Below are 21435 nucleotides of genomic sequence, written 5' to 3' on the forward strand. Positions count from 1 at the left end.
CCGGGTGGTCAGGGTGTCGGGGTGGTCGGGGCCCTGGACGCGTTCGCGGATGGGGAGCAGGGCGGCGTACTGGTCGCGGGCGGCGGCCGCATCCCCTGCCTTCCCCGTCCAGTAGGCGAGGTTGTGCCGGGTGGTCAGGGTGTCGGGGTGGTCGGGGCCCTGGACGCGTTCTTCGATGGGGAGCAGGGCGGCGTACTGGTCGCGGGCGGCGGCCGCATCCCCCGCCTTCCCCGTGAAGCGGGTGAGGTTGCTCCGGGCGGTCAAGGTCGCTGGGTGGTCGGCACCCTCGACAGCGATCGCGCCATCGCCGCTCATCTCCGGTGCCTGAACGTCGCCGCCGATGGCGGGCGGCCTTGGCGTCCCCAGGCGGACGGTCAGCTCATCACGCTCGCGCCGCAATGCAGCCAGGCGGGAACGCAGCCGCTTGATCTGCTTGTACAGGTATTCATGCCCTGGCCGATGTTCCGCCGCGAGCTCCCACAGCCGCACCGTCTTGTCGGCGCTGGCGGTGGCGAGCAGGTGGTCGTTGGGGTGGAAGGCGATCGCGTTGATGGTGTCGGTGTGTCCGGTGAGGGGTTCGCCGAGCTGCTGGCCGGTGGCTGGGTTCCACAGTCGCACCGTCTTATAGCCAGCGGTGGCAAGCAAGTGGCCGTCGGGGTGGAAGGCGATCGCGTTGATGAGGCCGGTGTGTCCGGTGAGGGGTTCGCCGAGCTGCTGGCCGGTGGCCGGGTCCCACAGTCGCACCATCGCGTCGGCGCTGGCGGTGGCGAGCAGGTGGCCGTTGGGGTGGAAGGCGATCGCGTTGATGGTGTCGGTGTGTCCGGTGAGGGGTTCGCCGAGCTGCTGGCCGGTGGCCAGGTTCCACAGTCGCACCGTCTTATAGCCAGCGGTGGCGAGCAGGCGGCCGTCGGGGTGGAAGAAGATTGCGTTGACGGTGTCGGTGTGTCCGGTGAGGGAGTCGCCGAGCTGCTGGCCGGTGGCCAGGTTCCACAGTCGCACCGTCTTATAGCCAGCGGTAGCGAGCAGATGGCCGTCGGGGTGGAAGGCGATCGCGCGGACGATGCGTGTGTGTCCGGTGAGAGGTTCGCCGAGCTGCTGGCCGGTGGCCGGGTCCCACAGTCGCGCCATCGCGTCGGCGCTGGCGGTGGCGAGCAGGTGGCCGTCGGGGTGGAAGGCGATCGCAAGGACGGCGTCGGTGTGTTCGGTGAAGAGCTCGCCGATGAGCTGCCCATGGCTTGTGCCGATACTGCCGTCGGCCCGCAGACCGGAGGGAGATGGCTCTTCATCCTGGCCAGGAGAGGCTCCAGCCGGGGTGGCTGTGCGGGCGGCCAGCCACAGTTGGTGGAAAGTCTCCCGGTCGGCTTTAAGGGCTTCCACCACGAGCTCAAGCTGCCCCCAGCGGGGCAACTTGACGCACCGCAGCACCGCTCCAGCGGTCGTGTGACTCAGTGCTTTGCCAAGGCGGCGTTCGATCTCGCGCAGGCTCGGCTCCCCGTCGTGCAGATATGCCCCGCGCAGCCGCTCACGCAGCACCACCAGGGCTGCGGAGCCGTCGGGTTCCGGCGAAGGGGTAGCAGGCCGGCTGGCAGAGGAACTCATGATGGGCACGAGCATCTCAGAGTGGAAGAAAACGTAAAGCCCTTATTGCGCAACCGGTCCGTGCCTGCTGTGAAGTGTCAACTCCTGTCAGCAACTGCAGCGAGACGGAGCGATTCGCGCCAGCGCGGAAGCTCTCGGCCGAGATCGTAAACGTCCCTTCCTGGCCTCTCATCCTGGAAACCACGCCCCCGGTGCCCACGGAGGCCGCGCCACAAAGGCGCTCCTGCGCCGCTCCTTTCACTGACAACGGCGCAGGAGCGCCCGCGGGCGCTCCCAACCACGGAAGGGACACCCCACCGATGATGCCTCAACTCGCTCTGAGCTCCCTTGCCGCCCTGGCTCTGCTCTCCCTCTTGGCTGGCGTCTATCTGTTCTCTGCCAATCGGAGCCGCCGGACCCGCGCCTGGCGCCTGCTGCGTCTTCTGCTCCGCCGTTAAGGAACTGGCGGGCTACATCGACAGCGCCCATCAGTGGGCGGCCAGATACGGGTGAGGCAGTAGTCGGCGTCCAGCCCTGGCTCCCCCGGACAGCGCGACTCCCGCAAGCACCAATGGCGATCAAGTTGAGGCTGTAACTCCCCGCCCCAGTCCGCTGAGCCCCCTTGGCTCCCCCCTCACGGAGGGGGAGCCAAGGGGGGCTCTTTGCGTCTCGGGGTCCCGGTAGTAATGGCGCAGGATCCAACGGATATGCCTCTCACCTGCACTTATACAGAGGCCTCAGGCTGATATGGCCAGACCTGAGCCCTGTTGTCTATGCAGGCCAGAGGCATATCCGTTGGATTTCCGGCCGAGGCTACGGGGACCCCCTGTACGCCAAGGGCTTGTCAGAGTCCACGCTGCGCTCCTATGGCAACGATCTGCTGCTGTGGTGGCGATGGCTCGCGGCGGTTGGGGTGCCGTGGCGCCAGGCGACACGCGCCGAGAGACGGGGCGCTGGCGCCACCGGCAGGTATCGAGCCCCTGCGGAGGAGGACTCTTCTGTCAATGCCTTGTGGTTTGCGGGCGACTCTTGCGGGCTCGGTATGCCTTCTGGCGGCAAGCGTTGGAGCAATACTGCCGAGGACGCCCACCATCGTCGGATACCGAGGAGGTCGGCAGGAACCGGCGACTGCACGACATGCAGGTCACCAAGTCGTCGACCGTGAGGTTGCGAATCATCGCCACATCGAGGAAATTCACCTCAGGGTCGTCGAGGATGGATTGCAGCAAGTGCCTACTGGATGGATGCCGCAGCTTGCTGAGCGCTATCCCGGCGACCTGCCGAATCACTTCGGGCGTTTCGCCACAGTGTTTGGCGATGAGTCGTGTTGAGTAGCGGTGCACGAAGTAGAGACTCAAGACCTCTGCCTCGCGCGGGCTGAAAGCCCTCAACAGTGTGTCGATCATTTTGCTGTCCCTGGTGGCGCGACGCCCTGTTGGATCACTGGGAGAGCCCCGCCGTCTACTCACTTGCCTGCTCCCATCTCGCCAGCGCCAGGCTCTCCATTCTGGCTCGTACTTGCGGAGGGCGTGCCACTTGGCCCGGTCCCCAATACTCCGTTGGGCGACTGGGCCAGCGAGTTGGTCACGCCCCTGAGGATCGGCGCGAGTGCGGTGAGTACGCGCGGCAGATCCTGGGCGTCGGCTTTATTGATGACGGTTTTGATGATCGATCGAGCCAGAAGCGACACGATTGCGATCGTGATGATCCAAGCGCTCACCATCAGCACCGGCACCGGCAGGGTTGCGATGTCGAACGTTCTGCTAAGCATTTTCCTCTCCCAGAAATGCGTATGGCCCCAGCGCTCAGGTGCGCTGGGGCCATACGGACCCGATGATTGTGTTTTGGGCAGCAAAAAAGCCCCTGATGCCTCGGCTTGAGGATCAAGGGCTTCAAGTTGGGTACGCTACCGCCCGCCTGTTCCGAGAGTAGCAGACGGAAATGGGGGATGCGCCAGTTCCGATAAATCTCCAGTGATCCTGTGTTCTTGCAGGTCACGGTCCATGCTTGGACGCCATCCACTTTGGCCAATGGTTATACGCGGGGTTTCGTAACGCAGTCCTACCTCCACCGAGGACAACACATCGCTCCCGAGGCCATCACGCGGGCTGTTCCTTCCCGCGGTTTCGCTGACCAGCGTCTAGTTCAGAGAAGGTATGTGAGACATGTGCACGCTCGACGTACGTGCCTTACAGATATCCAATGGGTGTGAGGGAACAAGCCGTCTATGAGGCGGGCCCGTACACCACGAGCCCGAGGCCTGGCTTCGTCGACGGCCCCGATGGGCCAGCCGCACTCCCGCTCCTACACCGCCAGGCGGTCACAGAGCTGCTGGCTCTTTTCCCTCAGCACCACCAGGTGGGCCGGCGGCTGCGCGTTCTTCACGAACGGTTGGAGGATCCGGCCGCGTTCCGCAAATGGCATCGTGACCTTGAGGGCCACTGGCATTCCATGATTGACCGGCTCGTACGAGTTCGTAACGCTGTCACCCACGGTGGACCAGCGGCAAACGGTGCGATCGAAAGTGTCACTCACTTCAGCGGTTGTCTGGCCGCGTGGGAGGTCGAGATCCTGCTGGAAGCTGCCTTGACCGGCGACGACCTACCGGTGGCTCACCAGAGCTTTCTAACCAAGCAGTCGGATCTCCTGGATGCCTGTCTGAAGGCTCAACACCCGGGCGATCATCTCTATCTGTAGGGACGGCACTTCCGCCCATGCCGTTGCAAGCCCATCGCTGGCTACGCACTGCCGATGCTCGCCCGGCTTCAGCGACCGGCGTGGCGGCCCGCGCCTTCGCCCGCCCAGCTTCCGGACCCCGGGAGCGTTCGCTTGGCGCCGGCGTTGCGGGCTATGGCGGACCAGCCTGTTTATCGCAGATAGTGAGCCACTATCTGCGGTAACGAGGTCCTGGTCGTCCGCGATGCCCCGGTGAACCCCTGGTCGGCCTTGACCGGTAGGTGTCGTGATACGCCGACTGGTTGAGTGAACGGCGGTGCTTATCTGAGGTAGCGACCAGGCTGGCCGCAGGCTGAGGCCAGTTCTACCGTGGGGTTCATGCTTCGGGCCTGAGGGGGCAACGTGGATCCGATTGTTTTGGCCGCAGGCACAGCGCTGGTGACGGCCATGGCCACCGACGGCTGGCAGGTGGCCCGCGCTGGCGCGGTCGCGCTCTGGCGTAAGGTCCGCCCTGAGCAGGCCGACGCTGTCGAGGCGGAACTGGTTGAGGTCCGCGAGCAGGTGCTCGAGGCTCGCCGGGACAGCGACGCCGATACCGAGCAGGCGTTGGTCGGGTCCTGGCAGGTCCGGTTGCAGCAGCTGCTGCGCGTCGACCCGTCTTTGGCGGCAGAGCTCAAGCGGGTGGTGGACGAGGTGCTCACCCCAGTGCTGGAGCCAGCCGATCAGGAGCGGGTCGGTTCGTTGGTGATGAAGGCGACCGCGAGCGGGCACGGCCGGGTGTATCAGGCCGGTCGCGATCAGACCATCCACGAGCGCTGATCATCGCATGCAGATGGAGGGGCGGGCCTCCGGGCTGGGCCGGGTGTATCAGGCCGGTCGCGATCAGACCATCCACGAGACGGTGCTGCCGGTCGAGGCGCTGCGGCCGGTTACAGAGGTGGTCGCGCCACCGCGGCTGGTGAATCTGCCCCGGCACACGCGCATGTTCGTCGGACGTGGCGATGAGCTGGCCGCGTTAAGGGCAGCGCTGCACGGTGGAGATGAAGTGTTGGTGGCCGTGGTGCACGGCCTGGGTGGGGTAGGCAAGTCCACGCTGGCCGCCTACTACACGCTGGCGCAGGCCGCAGGACGTTATACGGCAGGGCGTGATGCCAGCGGACTCAACCCGGTGTGGTGGATCACCGCCGATTCCGGCCAAGCGGTGGAGGCCGGCCTGGCGGGTCTGGCCGTGGCGTTGCAGCCGGAGCTGGCCACGACGGTGCCGTTGGAGGCCTTGGCCGAGCGGGCCACGGCGTGGCTGGCCGCTCATGAGGGGTGGCTTTTGGTGCTCGACAATGTCGTCGACACTGCCGACGTGCGGCCGCTGCTGGAACGGACCCTGACCGGGCAGGTGCTGGTGACCAGCCGACTCGGCGAGGGCTGGCACCAGCTTGGTGCCCAGGTGCTGCGTCTTGACGTGCTGGGCGAGCAGGAGGCGGTCGAACTGCTGGCCCGGATCGTCGTCCCGGACCTTCCCTCCGACATCGTCCGGGCCAGTCCCGAAGGGGGCCTGCCTGAGGGCCTGGACGGGACGGCCGAGCTGGTGCGCGAGCTGGGTTGCTTGCCGTTGGCGATCGAGCAGGCCAGCGCCTATCTGCACCAGACCCGGCTGACCCCACGCGCTTACCTGGAGCTGTTGAGGAAGCAGCCAGGGGTGATGTACGACCGGGCCGCCCGCGGTGCGGATGCCGAGCGGACCATCGCCCGCCTGTGGCGGCTTACCCTTGACCAGCTCACTGGCACCCCGTTGGCCGGGTCGGTGCTGCGTGTTCTGGCCTGGCATGGCGCCGAGCCGATCCCCCGCATCCTGCTGAGCGGTCTGGGCGCGACGGAGCCGGATGTGCAGCACGCCTTGGGCGAGTTGGCCGCCTACAACATGATCACTCTCGACCGAGACGCGGTTGCTGTGCATCGGCTGGTCCAAGCTGTCGCCCGCACTCCCGATCCTGACGATCCGCACCGCCAGGCCGCCGATATCGACACCGCCCGTAACCAGGCCACCAGCCTGCTCAACGCCGCTCTCCCCGAAACGCCGCTCGATCCTGCAGACTGGCCGGCCTGTCGAGCACTACTGCCGCACATCACCGCCCTGACCGATCACGCATCCCCCGACACCGACGTCATCACCACCGCCCGCCTGCTCAACCAGACAGGTCTCTTCCTGCTCGACCAGGGCGCCATCGGCCGCGCCATCGCCTGCTTCGAACGGGCACGCAGTGCGTGCGAGCGGCTGCTGGGCGGCGACCACCCCCACACCCTGGCCTGCCGCAGCAACCTGGCTGGTGCCTATGAGTCGGCGGGGGATCTGGGTCGGGCCATCCCGTTGTTCGAGGCGACGCTCTCCGATTACGAGCGGGTGTTTGGCGGCGACCACCCCGACACGCTGTCTTCCCGTAACAATCTCGCCAGCGCCTACCGGGCCGCGGGGGATCTGGGCCGGGCCATCCCGCTTTTGGAGGCCACGCGCGCCGAGCGGGAGCGGATGCTGGGCGAAGACGACCCCTACACGCTGTCTTCTCGCAACAACCTCGCCCACGCTTATGAGTCGGCGGGGGATCTGGGTCGGGCCATCCCGCTGCATCGGGCCACCCTGGCCGATTACGAGCGGGTGCTGGGCGTAGATCACCCCGATACCCTTCAGTCCCGTAATAACCTGGCCGTCGCCTACTTGAAGGCGGGGGACTCGGGCCGGGCCATCCCGCTGTTCGAGGCGACGCTAGCTGATCGGGAGCGGGTGCTGGGTGGCGATCGCCCCGCCACCCTGGTCTCCCGCAACAACTTGGCCGCCGCGTACCAGACGGTGGGGGATCTGGGCCGGGCGATCCCGCTGTACGAGGCCACCCTGGCCGACTGTGAGCGGGTGCTGGGCGCCGATCACCCCGACACTCTTCAGTCCCGCAATAACCTGGCTGGCGCCTACAAGGCGGTGGGGGATCTGGGCCGCGCTATCCCGTTGTACGAGCAGACGCTTGCCGACCGAGAGCGGGTGCTGGGCACAGATCATCCTTTGACGAAGGCTGTGCGGGCCGACTTGTCGGCGCTCAGGTAACCGCGTTCTGGTGAGGGAGCGACGTGGATCCGATCATTGTGGCTACGGGAACAGCGCTGGTGACGGCCATGGCCACCGACGGCTGGCAGGCCGCCCGCGCTGGTGCGGTCGCGCTGTGGCGTAAGGTCCGCCCCGAGCAGGCCGAGGTCGTTGAGGCGGAGCTGGCCGAGGTCCGCGAGCAACTGCTGGAAGCCCGCCGGGACGGCGACGCCGACACTGAGCAGGCCCTGGCCGGGGCTTGGCAGGTGCGGCTGCAGCATCTGCTGCGCGCTGACCCATCCCTCGCGCAAGAGATCGAACGGGTGGTGGATGAGGTGCTCACCCCAGTCCTGGAGTTGGCCGGTCAGGAGCGGGTCGGTTCTTTGGTGATGAAGGCGAGTGCCAGCGGGCACGGCCGGGTCTACCAAGCCGGCCGCGATCAGCCCATCAACGAGCGATGAGCCTCCCGCCGCCAGCGGTCGGTGATCCCGGGCACCAGTTGCCGCAGACTCGGATGGACGCCAAGGCCTTCGGGCAGGGCCGGGTGTATCAGGCGGGCCGTGATCAGACCGTCAACCAGACGGTGCTGCCGGTCGAGGCGTTGCGGCCGGTCACGGAGGTGGTCGCGCCGCCGCGGCTGGTGAATCTGCCCCGGCGCACGCGCACGTTCGTCGGGCGCGGTGGGGATCTGGCCGTGCTGGCGGCGGCGTTGCGTGGCAAGGGTGAGGTAGTGGTGGCCGCGGTGCATGGGCTGGGCGGGGTCGGTAAGTCCACGCTGGCCGCCCACTACGCGCTTACGCAGGCCACGGGACGTCATCCGGCAGGGGGTGATGCTGGCGGCGGGTTGAATCCGGTGTGGTGGATCACTGCTGATTCCGGCCCGGCGGTGGAGGCCGGCCTGGCGGGTCTGGCGGTCGCGTTGCAGCCGGAACTGGCCACGGCGTTGCCGTTGGAGGCTCTGGCCGAGCGGGCCACGGCGTGGCTAGCGGCTCATGAGGGGTGGCTTTTGGTGCTCGACAATGTCGTGGACCCCGTCGACGTGCGGCCGCTGTTGGAACGGACCCTGGCTGGGCAGGTGCTGGTGACCAGTCGGCTGGGTGAGGGCTGGCATCACCTTGACGCCCAGGTGCTGCGCCTGGATGTGCTGGGCGAGCAGGAGGCGGTCGAGCTGCTGGCCCGGATCGTTGCCCCCCATCTGTCCCCAGAAGTGGTCCAGGCTGGCCTCGATGAGGACATGCCCGCGGCGCTGGGTGGGGCGGTCGAGTTAGTGCGCGAGCTGGGTTGCCTGCCGCTGGCGATCGAGCAGGCGGGTGCGTATGTGCACCAGGTTCGGCTGACTCCGGACACCTATCTAGAGGAGCTACGTCGACAGCCGGCGGTGCTGTATGACCGGGTGGCCCGCGGTTCCGACGCCGAGCGCACCATCGCCCGGATCTGGCGGCTCACCCTCGACGGGCTGGCCGATATCCCGCTGGCTGGGCCGCTGCTGCGCCTGCTGGCCTGGTACGGTGCCGAGCCGATTCCGCGTGCCTTGCTGGACGGCCTGAGCGCGGGCGCGCCGCAGGTACAGCACGCTTTGGGTGAACTGGCCGCCTACAACATGATCACCCTCGATAGTGCGACGGTCATTGTGCACCGGCTCGTGCAAGCCGTCGCCCGCACCCCCGACCCCACAGATCCGCATCGGCAGGCCGTTGACATTGACGCCGCCCGAGACAAGGCGACTCATCAACTCGCCGGCGCCCTTCCCGAATCGCCATGGGATCCTGCCAGCTGGCTGGTGTGGCGGGCGCTGCTGCCGCACATTGAGGCCCTGACCGGTCACGCAGCCCCCAGCACTGACACCGTGACCACTGCTGGCCTGCTCAACGGGGCCGCTCTCTTCCTAGAAGACCAGGGGGCCATCGCCCGCGCGATCGGCTGCCACGAACGCGCGGGTGCGGCGTATGAGCGGGTGCTGGGCGGCGATCACCCCGACACCTTGACCTCCCGTAACAACCTGGCCTGTGCCTACCAGGAGGTGGGAGATCTGGGCCGGGCCAGTCCGCTATACGAGGCGACGCTGGCCGATCGGGAGCGGGCGTTGGGCGGCGATCATCCTGACACTCTGATCTCTCGTAACAACCTGGCTTTCGCCTACCGGGCGGTGGGGGATCTGGGGCGGGCCATCCCGTTGTTCGAGATGACGCTCGCCGATCGGGAGCGGGTGCTGGGCGGCGATCATCCTGACACTCTGATCTCTCGTAACAACCTCGCAGGCGCCTACCGGGCGGTGGGGGATCTGGGGCGGGCCATCCCGTTGTTCGAGATGACGCTCGCCGATCGGGAGCGGGTGCTGGGCGTCGACCACTCCTCTACCCTGACCTCTCGTAACAACCTCGCAGGCGCCTACCGGGCGGTGGGGGACCTGGGGCGGGCCATCCCGTTGCTTGAGGTGACGCTCGCCGATCGGGAGCGGGTGCTGGGTAGCGATCATCCTGACACTCTGATCTCTCGTAACAACCTGGCTTTCGCCTACCGGGCGGTGGGGGATCTGGGGCGGGCCATCCCGTTGTTCGAGGTGACGCTGGCTGCTTGCGAGCGGGTGCTGGGCGGCGATCATCCCGACACCCTGACCTCTCGCAACAACCTGGCTGGCGCGTACGAGTCGATGGGGGATTTGGGCCGGGCTATCCCGTTGTACGAGGTGACGCTGGCTGCTTGCGAGCGGGTACTGGGTAACGATCATCCCGACACCCTGTCCACCCGTAACAACCTGGCTTTCGCCTACCAGGCGGTGGGGGATCTGGGGCGGGCCATCCCGTTGTACGAGGCGACGCTGGCCGACTTCGAGCGGGTGCTGGGTAGCGATCATCCCGACACCCTGACCTCTCGTAACAACCTGGCTTTCGCCTACCAGGCGGTGGGGGATCTGGGGCGGGCCATCCCGTTGTACGAGGCGACGCTGGCCGACTTCGAGCGGGTGCTGGGCGGCGACCACCCCTCCGCCCTGTCCTCTCGCAACAACCTGGCTAACGCCTACCGGGCGGTGGGGGATCTGGGGCGGGCCATCCCGTTGTACGAGGCGACGCTGGCCGATCGGGAACGGGTGCTGGGCGGCGATCATCCCGACACCCTGACCTCTCGCAACAACCTGGCTGGCGCGTACGAGTCGGTGGGGGATTTGGGGCGGGCCATCCCGTTGTTCGAGGTGACGCTCGCCGATCGGGAGCGGGTGCTGGGCGGCGATCATCCCGACACTTTGACCTCCCGCAACAACCTGGCTTACACCTACCAAGTGGCGGGGGATCTGGGGCGGGCCATCCCGCTTTTTGAGGCGACGCTCGCCGATCGGGAGCGGGTGCTGGGCGTCGACCACCCTTCCACCCTGTCCTCCCGCAACAACCTCGCAGGCGCCTACCAGGCGGTGGGAGATCTGGGGCGGGCCATCCCGTTGCACGAGGCAACGCTGGCCGACTTCGAGCGAGTGCTCGGCACCGATCACCCCGACACCCTGACCTCCCGCAATAACCTTGCTGGGGCCTACCGGGCGGCGGGAGATCTGGGGCGGGCCATCTCTTTGTACGAGGCCGTGCTGGCCGCTTGCGAGCGGGTGCTGGGCGCGGAGTATCCGTTGACGAAGACGGTACGGTCCAATCTGTCGTCGCTCGGATAGCGCACCACTCGGTGAGCGTGGTGCGCATCCTCGCGAAGTTGCTGATCTTTAGCTGCCGCTGAGCTCTTGGGATCGGCTGCTTTCGCGGAGTTGGCGTAGGTCAGGGATGTGGTTGTACAGCGTCCCCGGCGAGACGCCGAGCAGCTTGGCGATCGAGGTGATCGAGTTCTCGGGGTTGGGCAGCATGTCCCGGGCGGCGCGCAGCAGTTCGGGTGTGATGACGGTGGGGCGGCCGCCGGTGCGGCCGCGGGCCTTGGCGGCGGCCAGGCCGTCGCGGGTGCCGGCGACGATGAGTTCGCGGATGAATTCGGCCAGGGCGGCGAAGACGTGGAAGATGAGTCGGCCGCCGGGGGTGGTGGTGTCGAGGTTTTCGTGCAGTGAGGTGAAGCCGATCTCGCGCTTGCGGAGTTCGCCGACCATAGTGATGAGGTCGGCCAGCGAGCGGCCGTAGCGGTCGAGGGAGGGCACGACCAGGGTGTCGCCTTCGCTCAGGAAGGCGTGGCAGGCCGCCAGTTCCGGTCGCTCGGCGGTCTTGCCGGACTTCTTGTCGGCGAACACCTTCCGGCAGCCGGCCGCCTTGAGGGCGTCGAGTTGGCGTTCGAGGTTCTGGCCGGCGGTGGAGACGCGGGCGTAGCCGATGCGGATCTCGCTGCGGTGGGCGGGGAAGGCGGCCAGAGGGTCGGCGGGCGGCTGCAGGACGTCGGTCACGCCCGTCATCCTCTCAACAAACGGTGTTTCGAGGTTGTTGAAACGCCGAGGTTGTTGAAGGAGTTTTTGAAGGCATTTCGGGGCCCTGAAGGTGCCTGCTTCAAGATCTTCAAAAAACGATCGTTAAATGAAGCCAGCGCCACCTCCACTTCAAGATCAGCCAGTGATGCGGCGTCGCCTCCGAAACAGTCGCCTCCACCCCCACCCGCTGCGGCGAACGGTGCCGACGACAGCGTCCTCAAGGTTTCCCCGGACGGTACGAGTAGTTGGATGGTCGGGGCCCAGCACCCGCTCGCAGTCGGCCAGCGTGGCCTCGTACAGCGGGATGGCCCGGCCCAGATCCCCCGCCGCCCGATAGGCGCTGGCGAGGTTGTTGCGGGAGGTCAGGATGTCGGGATGGTCGGGGCCCAGTACCCGCTCACGATCGGCCAGGGCGGTCTCATACAAGGGGATGGCGCGGCTCAGGTCCCCCGCTGACCGGTAGGCGCCGGCGAGGTTGCTGCGGGAGGCCAGGGTATCGGGGTGGTCGGGGCCCAGCACCCGTTCGCAGTCGGCCAGCGTGGTCTCGTACAGGAGGATGGCCCGGTCCAGATCCTCTGCCGACTCATACGCGCCGGCGAGGTTGCTGCGGGAGGTCAGGATGTCGGGATGGTCGGGGCCCAGCACTCGTTCCCGATCGGCCAGCGTGGCCTCGTACAGCGGGATGGCGCGGTCCAGATTCCCCGCTGTCTCGTAGGCGTAGGCGAGGTTGTTCCGGGAGGTCAGGGTGTCGGGGTGGTCGACGCCCAGCACCCGCTCACGATCGGCCAATGTCACCTCATATAGCGGGATGGCCCGGCCCAGGTCTCCCGCTGTCTCGTAGGCGCTGGCAAGGTTGTTGCGGAAGGTCAGGGTGTTGGGGTGGTCGGGGCCCAGCACCCGTTCGCAGTCGGCCAGCGTGGCCTCGTACAGGAGGATGGCCCGGTCCAGGTCCCCTGCTGACGCGAAGGCGCTGGCGAGGTTGTTGCGGGAGGTCAGGGTGTTGGGGTGGTCGGGGCCCAGCACCCGCTCACGATCGGCCAATGTCGCCTCAAATAGCGGGATGGCCCGGCCCAGGTCTCCCGCTGTCTCGTACGCGCTGGCGAGGTTGTTGCGGAAGGTCAGGGTGTCGGGGTGGTCGACGCCCAGCACCCGTTCGCAGTCGGCCAGGGCGGTCTCGTGCAGGGGGATGGCGCGGTCCAGATTCCCCGCTGTCTCGTAGGCGTAGGCGAGGTTGTGGCGGGAGGTCAGGGTGTCGGGGTGGTCGGGGCCCAGCACCCGTTCACGATCGGCGAGCGTCGCCTCGTTCAGGGGGATAGCGCGTCCCAGGTCCCCTGCTGCCTCGTAGGCGCTGGCGAGGCTGTGGCGGGAGGCCAGGGTGTCAGGGTGGTCGGGGCCCAGCACCCGCTCGCAGCCGGCCAGCGTGGTCTCCAACAACGGAATGGCCCGGCCCAGATCGGCCAGTTCGCGCAGATAGTAGCCACACCAAATGCGGAGCGTCAGCAGATCGGCTGGGGGACCGTTCTTGCGACAAGCGAGCCGGTAGACGGTTTCGGTCTGTTCGATCAGCATCTCGACCGAGGCACGGGCTGCCCAGGTTGTGGCACCATCTGGCAAGGTGGCGTTGAAGGCGCTAAGCAGGTCGATGGCCTGGCCGATGACGGCGTCGAGGTCGCCATGGTGGGCGGCGCGGTCGCGCAATACACGCTGTACCAGGCGGTGCATCAAGACCGTGGCGCCGTCTTCGGTCAAAGCGATCAGGCTGGTGTCGGCGAGATCGGCCAGTATCTCCCGCAGGCGCACCGGTTCAAGGTCAGTGTCGGGCAGAGCGGACAGCACCGGCAGCGGGACGCCGGTCGGCGACAGCACCGACAAGACCTGCAGCATCTGGCGGGCGAACCGCATGGCGGCCTCTGCTTGAGTGACCGACAGCAAGATCGCTTCGACGGTGCCAGCCGGGTAGGCGTCGCCGTCGTGGGCAGGCAGGTGGTCGTCGGCTGGGAAGTTGCGCAGCAAATGCAGGTATTCGTCGTAGCCGAAGTGCAGCCGGGTGATCATCGCAGCGGCTTGGGCCAGCGCCAAGGGGAGGTAACCCAGCTCTTGCGCGAGGTCGGCGGCGCCTGCAGGATCGGTCAAACCAGTGCGCCGGTGCAAGAATGCGGCCGCCTGCTCGGGGGTGAACACGCTGACGTCGAGCGGGCGGCAGGCGCGCAGGAAGGCGCGGTTGCGGGTGGTGATAACTACTCGGGTGGCGCCGGTGGCCGGACACCAGCGGCGCACCAGCGCGACATCGACGGCGTTGTCGAACACCAGCAGCGCCGACCGAGTGGTGGCGGCCAGCCAAGCCCTGGCCCGGGCTGCGGCTGCCGCGGCGTCATCGTCGGCACGACGCTCGCCGAGACGCTCGGCAAGCGCGGCCAGCCCGGCCAAGATCTGGTCGGTGGTCTCGGCCGCGATCCAGGCTACAACGGGCCAATGTGCAGCCTGACAGGCCCAGGCGTAGGAGGCGGCCAGCATGGTCTTGCCCACCCCCGGAGTGCCTCCTAAGGCGCAGATCACCACCGCTCCGCCACGCCGGTACTCCTGCTCGCCCTGGCCCGGAAGCGCATCGTCCAGCAGATCGGTCAGCCGCTGCAGCAACTGCTTGCGCGGCTGGAAGCCAGGCGGGCATTGCGGGATGTCCCCTTCCACGATCTGCCTTGGTGGTGGTTTGGACGGATAGTTGTGGTTGATGGTCTGGTTACCGGCTGCCTGATATACCTGGCCCTGCCCTGAGGCAGTGCCCTCCATCTGGACGTACGGCTGCCGGTTCGGGGAGTCAGCCGCGGAAGGGGTGGTCATCGTTCGTTGATGGTCTGGTCGCCGCCTGCCTGATGCACCCGGCCCTGGCCGGAGGCCTGTGCCCGCATCTGCACATTCCGCGCGCCATTCCCGGTCGAGACGATGCCGGAATTGTCGCCGCCAATGGCGATCGACCGCTCCCCCGAAGCCGACACGCCGGGCGGCGTCTCGGGCTCGGTAACGGGTGGATCGGCGGTGATGGCGGCGGTCGACTGGGCATGGTCGGCGCGCAGTTGCAGTAGCAGCGCCACCACCGCGACCACCAGTCCGGCCGCGCCGATGAACATGCTGATCACGCTGGCCCGTTGATCCAGCACGCCCAGCACCTCTGTCGGCAGGTGCAGCGGGTCGGCGAAGAACCCGATCAACCCCAAGGTCAGCAACGCCGTCATCGCCACGATCACGGCGATCATCATCCATCGCCAGCCCCGTGGCCGTGGGGCGCGTCCGGAATCTGCTGTCGTCTTCGACATGCCTCCAGAGTGCTCCCGTATCGGCAGGAGCGGGACGCGTAGAGACGAACGCGTTACCTGTCTCTTGCAGCCTCGAATCGGTCGTTTGCGGGACGGTCGTGCAGGCGACTTCGGACATCGGCGTTCCCGCAGGAACGATCGTCCCGAAAGTCGTCCCGAAACATCGGTGGGGAGCCTTGTGTTTCGGGACCGTTTTAGGGACGATCGGGATGGGTGACTCCAACCATCGCCGCCGTCGCATTGACCGGGGGTTCCTCGACCGCGGCGGTCAACGCGACCCGCGTCGGCAAGCGGCTCCCACCCCCTGCGCAGAGGCGACTTCGGGCATCCGCGCAGGCGACTTCGGGCATCGACAGCCCACCCAGACGAAGGGACCGATCAGATGGCCCAGCCGGATATGGACCGCGTGCACGCGCGCCTGATCGCCGCGCTGCTCAGGATGACGCCGCCCGATGTCGCGGCGCCGTTCTTCGAGAGCGCCGCCTGGACGGATCTCACGCCCGCCGAACGAGACATGATCATCGATGCCGACGCCGACATGGAAGAGAAGGACCGGCGCAAGCGCCAGCAGGCCCGCCAGGAGCGAGCCGAGACAGGAAAGGCACAACACCCGTGACTGAGCCCGCCGAGCCGTCGAACGCGATCCGCCTCGGCTACGCCCGCGTCTCCACCCGGGGCCAGGACCACGCCGCGCAGCTGGAGCTGCTGAACGCGGCCGACTGCCGCGACATCGTCGAGGAGACCATCTCGACCCGCCGCAAGGACCGTCCCAAGCTGCAGGCCACCCTGGCGTCGATGAAGGCCGGCGACACGCTGGTCATCACCAAGCCCGACCGGGTCGCCCGCAGCGTCAAGGAGCTGCTGGTCTTCCTCGAAGACGAGCTCGCGCCGCGCGGCGTCAACCTGCACATCCTGACCGGCATCTGCGCCGGCATCCACCGTCCCAACGGCCAGACGATGTCCGACAAGATGCTGTTCCTGGTCGCGGCCATGGCCGCCGAGATGGAGCGCGACCTCATCTCCGAGCGCACCAACGAGGGCCTGGACGCCGCCCGCGCCGCCGGCCGGGTCGGCGGCCGCCCGGTCATGGTCACCGATGACGTGCTCGCCGCCGCCCGGGCCCGCCGCGAGCGCGGCCAGTCGGTCACCCGGATCGCCTTGGAGCTCGGCGTGGGGCGGTCGACGTTGTACCGGGCGCTGGAGGACGACGACCCGCCCGCCGTCACGGGCGCCGCGCCCTCACGCTGACGTGGCCGCGCTGTGGGGTGGCGGTGGAGGAGGTCGCACCGAGGAAGGTGGGGCTGTCCGCGGCGGCAACCGTGGTGACCTTGTTGCCTGAGGACGGGGGCGCGGCGGGGATCAAGCGATGGTGAGCGGCCCGTCGACCAGGTACGCCGCCAACGGACCGGTCATCCGGAACCGTGCCGGCGGCTGCAGGGCCAGCCCGTTGGCGTAGGTGGCGAGGTGGCCGACCTCGTCGGAGGCCGTGGAGTCGAGGTCGCCGAGCAGTTCGACCGCGCGCGGGACCACCCGGTAGAGGGCGTCCTGCACGCAGTACCGGACATAGAGCGAGGCGGCGAGCGTCGACTCGTCCGGGCCGTCGTCGATCTGGCGGGCGATGCCTTCCGCGGCCGACATCGCGCCCTCGATCTCCACCAGTAGCCGGACCCGCTCGGACTCGGGCGCCTGGTTGTCGAGCAGCACCCGCTCGACCAGGGCGCCGGCGGCCCCGAGGTAGCTGCCGGTCATCAGCAGCTGGTACCAGGCGAAGCCCGCGGTCAGCAGTACGTCCAGTTGCCCGTCGGGGGCCGAAGGGCGCACCAGCAGCTCCGGCGGCACCTCGACGTCGTCGAGGGTGACCTGCTCGCCCTCCGCCCCGCCGACGCTCACACCCTCGCTGTCCGCGGACACCAGCGCCAGCGCCGGTTCCTCGCCCAGGCCGTCCTCGCGGGGAATCATGACACCGGTGATGAGCAGGTCCATCGACCGGGCCAGACTGCGCGTCCGCGTCACCCCGCTGATCCGCACCCCGTCGTCCCCCGCCGTGGCTGTCATCGACGGGGAGAGGACTCCCGCGCCGGGGCGCTCCTCAGCGAAGCCGAACGCCACGAGCCTGTTGCTGGAGGCCACACCCTCGATAAGCATCGACTTCATGCTCTCGTCGGTGATCAGATTGGCCAGGGTGGCCATCGAGAAGTGGTGCAGGGTGGTGGCCACGGCCAGCGACGGTGCCCTGCTGCCCAGTGCGCGTTGCACCCGCAGGGCGTCCAGGGCGGTGGCTCCCTGCCCCTGGTAGGCGGTTGGCGCCAGCAGCCCGGGGCCGCCGCTGTCGCGGAAGAGCTCGATGCCGGGGCCGCTTGGTTCCTCCAGCTCCATGAGGGGTACCGCCCGCAGGCTTTCGTCCAGTCCCGGCAGCAGCTGCGCCGCAGTGGCGCGTTCCCGCTCCAGAAAACGCATGTCCTCTCCCCTTTTCCCCTGGGACAACCATCCGGCCGGTGGCCTGGGCCGGCTCACAGCGCCCGGGTGACGCAGTCACACCGCCCCCCCGAGGCCGGCTGGCCACGCCTCCGGCTCATCCCGCCAACGGACTAAACACACCGTAGCGAGGCGAACACGAGCGCAACAGGCTAACAAGATCAAAGCCTTTCAACCTCACCGGCCCTATTTCAAGATCGCCCCAATGTGGGTTTTTGGGCTTATGTGGGCGGGGCTGACTCCCTTCCAGGGCCCCCCGTGGCAGGTGTTCCGGCACGGGGGGCCCTCGCCATGCCGAGGCATCCGAACATCCCCCGCGCCCGGGGTGCGATGGGCCCGGACGGCACCCGTTCGGGCGGCACGCGTCTCCTGAGCGCCAAATTCCGGAGTTGATCATGATCAAGATCGATTAGTTGTTACTTTTTAAAATCAAGAAAGTACTTATCGAATCGACGAAACAAAACAGCTAGCATGGAGGCATGTCGGAGACGAGCGCTTCAGACGCCCCCACGACCGGCGCGCAGACCGGCGCTGAGCCCGGCCGGGCCTGCGGATACAGCCGGTGCGACCAGCGCATCACCTACACCGGCTCCGGCCGCCCGCGGGAGTACTGCGGCCCGCCGGACCGCGTCTGGCCCGACGGCAAGACGTGCAAGCAGAAGGCGCAGGAGGAGCGCCGGGCCGCGCACGCCGCTGGCGTCGACGGCGCGCTGGACCTGTTCGACGCGGCCGCCGCCCCGGTGCTCGCGGTTGCCGGCACGCTCGGCGGCACCCTGGCCGATCTCCAGCGCGCACTGGAGGGCCACAGCCTGGCCCTGGGCGCCGTCCGGGACGGCGCGGTGGCCCGCGTCCGGGAGGCAGAGCAGGCGGCCGCCGAGGCGCTGGCCAAGGCCGCCGCCGCTGAAGCCGAGCGCGAGCGTGCCGTACGGGCCGCGGCCGCCGCCGAGCGTGAGCGTGAGCAGGCCGTGGAGGCCAAGCGCGTCGCCGAGCGGATGGCGCGCGACGCCGAAGCCGAGCGCGAGCGGCAGGTGAATGCCGCCTGGACCCGGGTCGTCGAGCACGAGGCCGCCCGCGCGGCCGCCGAGCAGAAGGCCGCGCAGCAGACGGCCGCCGCCACGCACGCCCTGGCCCTGAGGGAGGAGGAATGGCAGCGCGCCGAGCAACTGCAGCGCAGCAACCGCGAGCTGGAGAAGGCCAACCGGGACCTGGGCAAGGAGCTGGCCGTCGCCCGCGCCCAGGGCGAGGCCGCCGACCAAGCCAAGGCCACCGCCGAAGCCGCCGCCGGGCAGGCTCGCGCCGAGCTGGACCGCGAGCGTGAGCAGCACGCCGACCAGGCCGATCGGCTGCGCCAGGACCTGGCCGCCGCCCGCGCCGAGCTCGCCCAGGCCCGCCAGCAGCACGCCGGCGAGGCCACGCAGTTGCGCGAGGACCTGGCCGCCGCGCGTGAGCAGCTCGGCGAGGCGCGCGGGCAGCTCACCGTCGCCCAGGCGGAGGCGCGGAGCGCCGGGCAGCAGGCGGAAGCCGCCGAGACGCGGGCCGCCGAGCTGCTGCAGGCCCTCCGAGGGCGGGGTGGTGGCACCTGATCGCGCTTCGCTGATTCCTCTGTTCGGGGGAGTCCAAGAATCTCCATCCAGTCTTGGCTACTTGGTAGCCACGACTGGATTGCTTGGCTACTTTGTAGCCATGGCCGATCAGAAGCGTGTGGCGGTGATGGTGCCCGCCGAGCCCGTGAGCCCGACGTGGCTGTTCGAGGAGACCGGCGGCAGGCCGGTGGTGGAACTGCACGTACCAACCGAGGGCAGCGCGGTGCTGTCCGTCCAGGAGGACGCCGCCAGCGGCGGCCGGTGGCTGTCGTGGGAGTACCGGCAGCGGCGGCTGCACTGGACGATCCCGCCGTTGGTGGCCGGTGAGGCGCTGTGGGAGCTGCTGGCCGGCCTCCAGCCCTACGCGGAGCGGATCGCGGCCGGGATCGCCCCGCCGGACGAACGCCGGGCCGCCGAACCGCAGCTGACGCGCGAGGCCCAGGCCGCCGCCGCCGAGCTGGCGGCCCACCTGGCCCACGCGGCCGCGGGTATGCCGCTGGTGGAGGCCGTCGACCCCGCGACGCTGCCGGCGGAGGCGATCGCCGAGCTGGTGACCGCCGACACCACCGACGCCGCTCTGGCCGAAGCCGCGGTCCGGCTGTCGGCCCGCATCACGCCCTCCACGCCCGGCGGCGTGGTGTACGTGCGCGGCCTGGCCGAACGGGTGGAACGGGCTCGGGTGCTGGCCCGCCGTCAGGTCCGCTCCCGGCTGGGGATCGTGGCGGCCATGTCCGAGGGCGGCCGCCAGGAGCGCGATGAGCTGATCCGCCGGATCAAGGCCTGGCACGACCCGGGCGACACCGACCGCGCTCTGGGCGCGGCGGCCGGGCTGTCCCACGGCGCCGTCCAGAAGATCCTCAAACGGGAGGCCGATCGGGACGACGCCCTGGCCCGGGTGGCTCCGTCCGTGCAGGCCCTGGTGCAGGCGTGGGCCCCGGCGCCGCTGCCGGCGACGGACGACACCGGCGACGACGAAGACGACCGGGATGACGGGGACGGCTACGACGGCGAGCCGAGCGAGTGGGAGCTGGAACAGGAGTACACGGCCAGGCAGAACGCCCTGGCCGCCCGCCGCGCCCAGCAGCAGTGCGCGGTGCCCGGCTGCCGCAAGCCGTCACGGCGGATCGTGAAGCGCTGGCAGGTCGATGACACGGCGCTGATGACGGCCGACGACGACGACCCTGACCGCACCCCCCAGGGTCACGTTCCCGGCCTGTCGGTCACCCCCCGCTACAGCGGCCCGACCTGGACCGCGTGCGGCACCATCCACGCCCGCGTCCTGATCGACGCCGACCGGGCCAATCCGTACATCACCGGCAGCGTCCCCGGCGGCGCCCCCTTCCACTACGAGGTCGAGTCGTTCCGCTACATCGCCGATGACGACGACCTGCCCGCTCCGGTGCGCCAGGTGCGCCACTCGCTGAGCCTGCTGGGGCACTCGATGGAGCAGTTCCTGCGGGCCGTCAGCGCCGGTGACATGGCCGTGGCCGCCTCCTACCTGGAGAGCCTGCGGCGTGATGTCGCCCGGGGCGCGCTCAACCTGGCCGACCTGCACACCGTGCCGACCCCGGCCATCTCCTACCCCCACGGCTCCCCCGAGCCCACCGAGGCGGTGCTGTGGGTCCGCGACGGCGACACCATCTACACCCGCCGAAGCGTCTTCGGCCGCGAGCTCTGGTACGGGCCCGACCGCACCGCCAAGGGCCGCACCTGGCAGGAGCTGGCCGACGCCGTCGCCCCCCGCCCGCTGATCACCATCCCCCGCGCCGTTCTCCAGCTCCCGGCCCCCCAGCACGAGGACGACGACTGGGACGACCGGTACGACGACAGTGGTCCGTCCGAGCCAGACGACCTCAGCTGACCGGAAGAACACCGCCATGACCTTCCGACCCCACGCCCTGGACCGTCTGGCTCGGTGCCAGTGCCCGGCCCAAACCGCTGAGCTCCGGGCCTGCCACCGAACCGCCACGGCGGAGGACCTCCGCTGCGACATCTGCCGCTTCGGCTGCCGGACCATCTCGGTCGGCCAGCACAGCCGCCCGGCGCCGCACGCCGCATCGCTGAGCTACCGGCCGTCGGCCGCGTCGGCGGCCGCCCGGTTGTCTCGGCTCATCGAATCTGATGCATGAGCCATGGCGCTGACCTGGAGTGCATCAGTTGTGCTGACTCGCGAACAAGCCATGTGGCTCAGCGAAGCTGATGCGCGCAGAAGATGAGCTGTGGGTGGCGAGGTTTCTGATCCATTCAGTGAGAGGGTCTTTGAACGTGGGCTCGACGGACCGGCTCACCGAGCCGGCGGCGGGCTGACCGGGGCAGCCTTTGCTTCGTGGGCCGAAGCGGGAGCACCCGGTCCACCACGCC

The 21435-nt window shown here is 68.7% G+C and carries 16 protein-coding genes and 1 pseudogene; 10 read left to right on the plus strand and 7 right to left on the minus strand.

Features of this window, described 5'->3' with window-relative positions:
* On the minus strand, positions 1-1614 hold a 1614-nt coding region (locus ABZS69_RS64795), incomplete at its 3' end, for a WD40 repeat domain-containing protein (protein ID WP_355394404.1).
* An 805-nt stretch (positions 1615-2419) separates the two neighbouring features.
* On the opposite strand from ABZS69_RS64795, the pseudogene ABZS69_RS64800 reads away from it, so the two are divergent.
* A pseudogene (locus ABZS69_RS64800) lies at positions 2420-2515 on the plus strand (site-specific integrase); the annotation flags it as partial.
* Positions 2516-2579: 64 nt separating this feature from the next.
* Here ABZS69_RS64800 and ABZS69_RS64805 read toward each other — a convergent pair.
* Both ABZS69_RS64805 and ABZS69_RS64810 read right to left on the minus strand, forming a co-directional pair.
* Positions 2580-2984 (minus strand): sigma factor-like helix-turn-helix DNA-binding protein, encoded by a 405-nt coding sequence (locus ABZS69_RS64805; protein ID WP_355394407.1) that lies wholly within the window; start codon positions 2982-2984, stop codon positions 2580-2582.
* A gap of 59 nt (positions 2985-3043) precedes the next feature.
* Positions 3044-3349, minus strand: coding sequence for a hypothetical protein (locus tag ABZS69_RS64810; RefSeq protein WP_355394410.1), 306 nt, complete (start codon positions 3347-3349; stop codon positions 3044-3046).
* Positions 3350-3786: 437 nt separating this feature from the next.
* Between ABZS69_RS64810 and ABZS69_RS64815 the strand changes: the two genes are divergently transcribed.
* The 5 genes from ABZS69_RS64815 to fxsT all read left to right on the plus strand — a co-directional run bounded on the left by ABZS69_RS64815 (position 3787) and on the right by fxsT (position 10976).
* Positions 3787-4275 (plus strand): hypothetical protein, encoded by a 489-nt coding sequence (locus tag ABZS69_RS64815; RefSeq protein WP_355394413.1) that lies wholly within the window; start codon positions 3787-3789, stop codon positions 4273-4275.
* 381 nt (positions 4276-4656) lie between these two features.
* The gene (locus ABZS69_RS64820; RefSeq protein WP_355394416.1) at positions 4657-5073 is read left to right on the plus strand and encodes a hypothetical protein; all 417 of its coding nucleotides are present in this window, start codon (positions 4657-4659) and stop codon (positions 5071-5073) included.
* A 7-nt stretch (positions 5074-5080) separates the two neighbouring features.
* Positions 5081-7342 (plus strand): tetratricopeptide repeat protein, encoded by a 2262-nt coding sequence (locus tag ABZS69_RS64825; RefSeq protein ID WP_355394418.1) that lies wholly within the window; start codon positions 5081-5083, stop codon positions 7340-7342.
* Between the two features lie 23 nt (positions 7343-7365).
* Positions 7366-7782, plus strand: coding sequence for a hypothetical protein (locus tag ABZS69_RS64830; RefSeq protein ID WP_355394421.1), 417 nt, complete (start codon positions 7366-7368; stop codon positions 7780-7782).
* Positions 7783-7835: 53 nt separating this feature from the next.
* The gene (gene fxsT, locus ABZS69_RS64835) at positions 7836-10976 is read left to right on the plus strand and encodes an FxSxx-COOH system tetratricopeptide repeat protein (protein ID WP_355394424.1); all 3141 of its coding nucleotides are present in this window, start codon (positions 7836-7838) and stop codon (positions 10974-10976) included.
* A 48-nt stretch (positions 10977-11024) separates the two neighbouring features.
* Here fxsT and ABZS69_RS64840 read toward each other — a convergent pair whose 3' ends face one another.
* From ABZS69_RS64840 to ABZS69_RS64850, 3 genes are all read right to left on the minus strand, one after another.
* Positions 11025-11684 carry a recombinase family protein gene (locus ABZS69_RS64840; RefSeq protein ID WP_355394427.1) on the minus strand — a complete coding sequence of 220 codons (660 nt, stop codon included), beginning with the start codon at positions 11682-11684 and terminating at the stop codon, positions 11025-11027.
* A gap of 156 nt (positions 11685-11840) precedes the next feature.
* The gene (locus ABZS69_RS64845) at positions 11841-14543 is read right to left on the minus strand and encodes a tetratricopeptide repeat protein (protein WP_355394430.1); all 2703 of its coding nucleotides are present in this window, start codon (positions 14541-14543) and stop codon (positions 11841-11843) included.
* Positions 14540-14959 (minus strand): hypothetical protein, encoded by a 420-nt coding sequence (locus tag ABZS69_RS64850; protein WP_355394433.1) that lies wholly within the window; start codon positions 14957-14959, stop codon positions 14540-14542. Before ABZS69_RS64850 ends, ABZS69_RS64845 begins: the two co-directional genes overlap by 4 nt.
* 439 nt (positions 14960-15398) lie before the next feature.
* Here ABZS69_RS64850 and ABZS69_RS64855 point away from each other — a divergent pair, with 439 nt between their 5' ends.
* Positions 15399-15632, plus strand: a complete 234-nt coding sequence (locus ABZS69_RS64855; protein WP_355394435.1) for a hypothetical protein — start codon at positions 15399-15401, stop codon at positions 15630-15632.
* Positions 15629-16264, plus strand: coding sequence for a recombinase family protein (locus tag ABZS69_RS64860; RefSeq protein ID WP_355394438.1), 636 nt, complete (start codon positions 15629-15631; stop codon positions 16262-16264). The genes ABZS69_RS64855 and ABZS69_RS64860 overlap by 4 nt, the downstream gene beginning before the upstream one ends.
* 111 nt (positions 16265-16375) lie before the next feature.
* On the opposite strand, the gene ABZS69_RS64865 is transcribed toward ABZS69_RS64860, so the two are convergent.
* On the minus strand, positions 16376-17473 hold the full coding sequence (locus ABZS69_RS64865) for an acyl-CoA dehydrogenase family protein (protein ID WP_355394441.1): 1098 nt from the start codon (positions 17471-17473) through the stop codon (positions 16376-16378).
* Between the two features lie 497 nt (positions 17474-17970).
* On the opposite strand from ABZS69_RS64865, the gene ABZS69_RS64870 reads away from it, so the two are divergent.
* Both ABZS69_RS64870 and ABZS69_RS64875 read left to right on the plus strand, forming a co-directional pair.
* Positions 17971-19074, plus strand: a complete 1104-nt coding sequence (locus ABZS69_RS64870) for a hypothetical protein (protein ID WP_355394444.1) — start codon at positions 17971-17973, stop codon at positions 19072-19074.
* Positions 19075-19174: 100 nt separating this feature from the next.
* On the plus strand, positions 19175-20935 hold the full coding sequence (locus tag ABZS69_RS64875) for a hypothetical protein (protein WP_355394447.1): 1761 nt from the start codon (positions 19175-19177) through the stop codon (positions 20933-20935).
* Positions 20936-21435: the final 500 nt, after the last annotated feature.

Origin of the sequence: Nonomuraea sp. NPDC005650, assembly GCF_040605375.1 — a bacterium.
In the GTDB taxonomy this organism is placed as follows: Bacteria; Actinomycetota; Actinomycetes; order Streptosporangiales; family Streptosporangiaceae; genus Nonomuraea.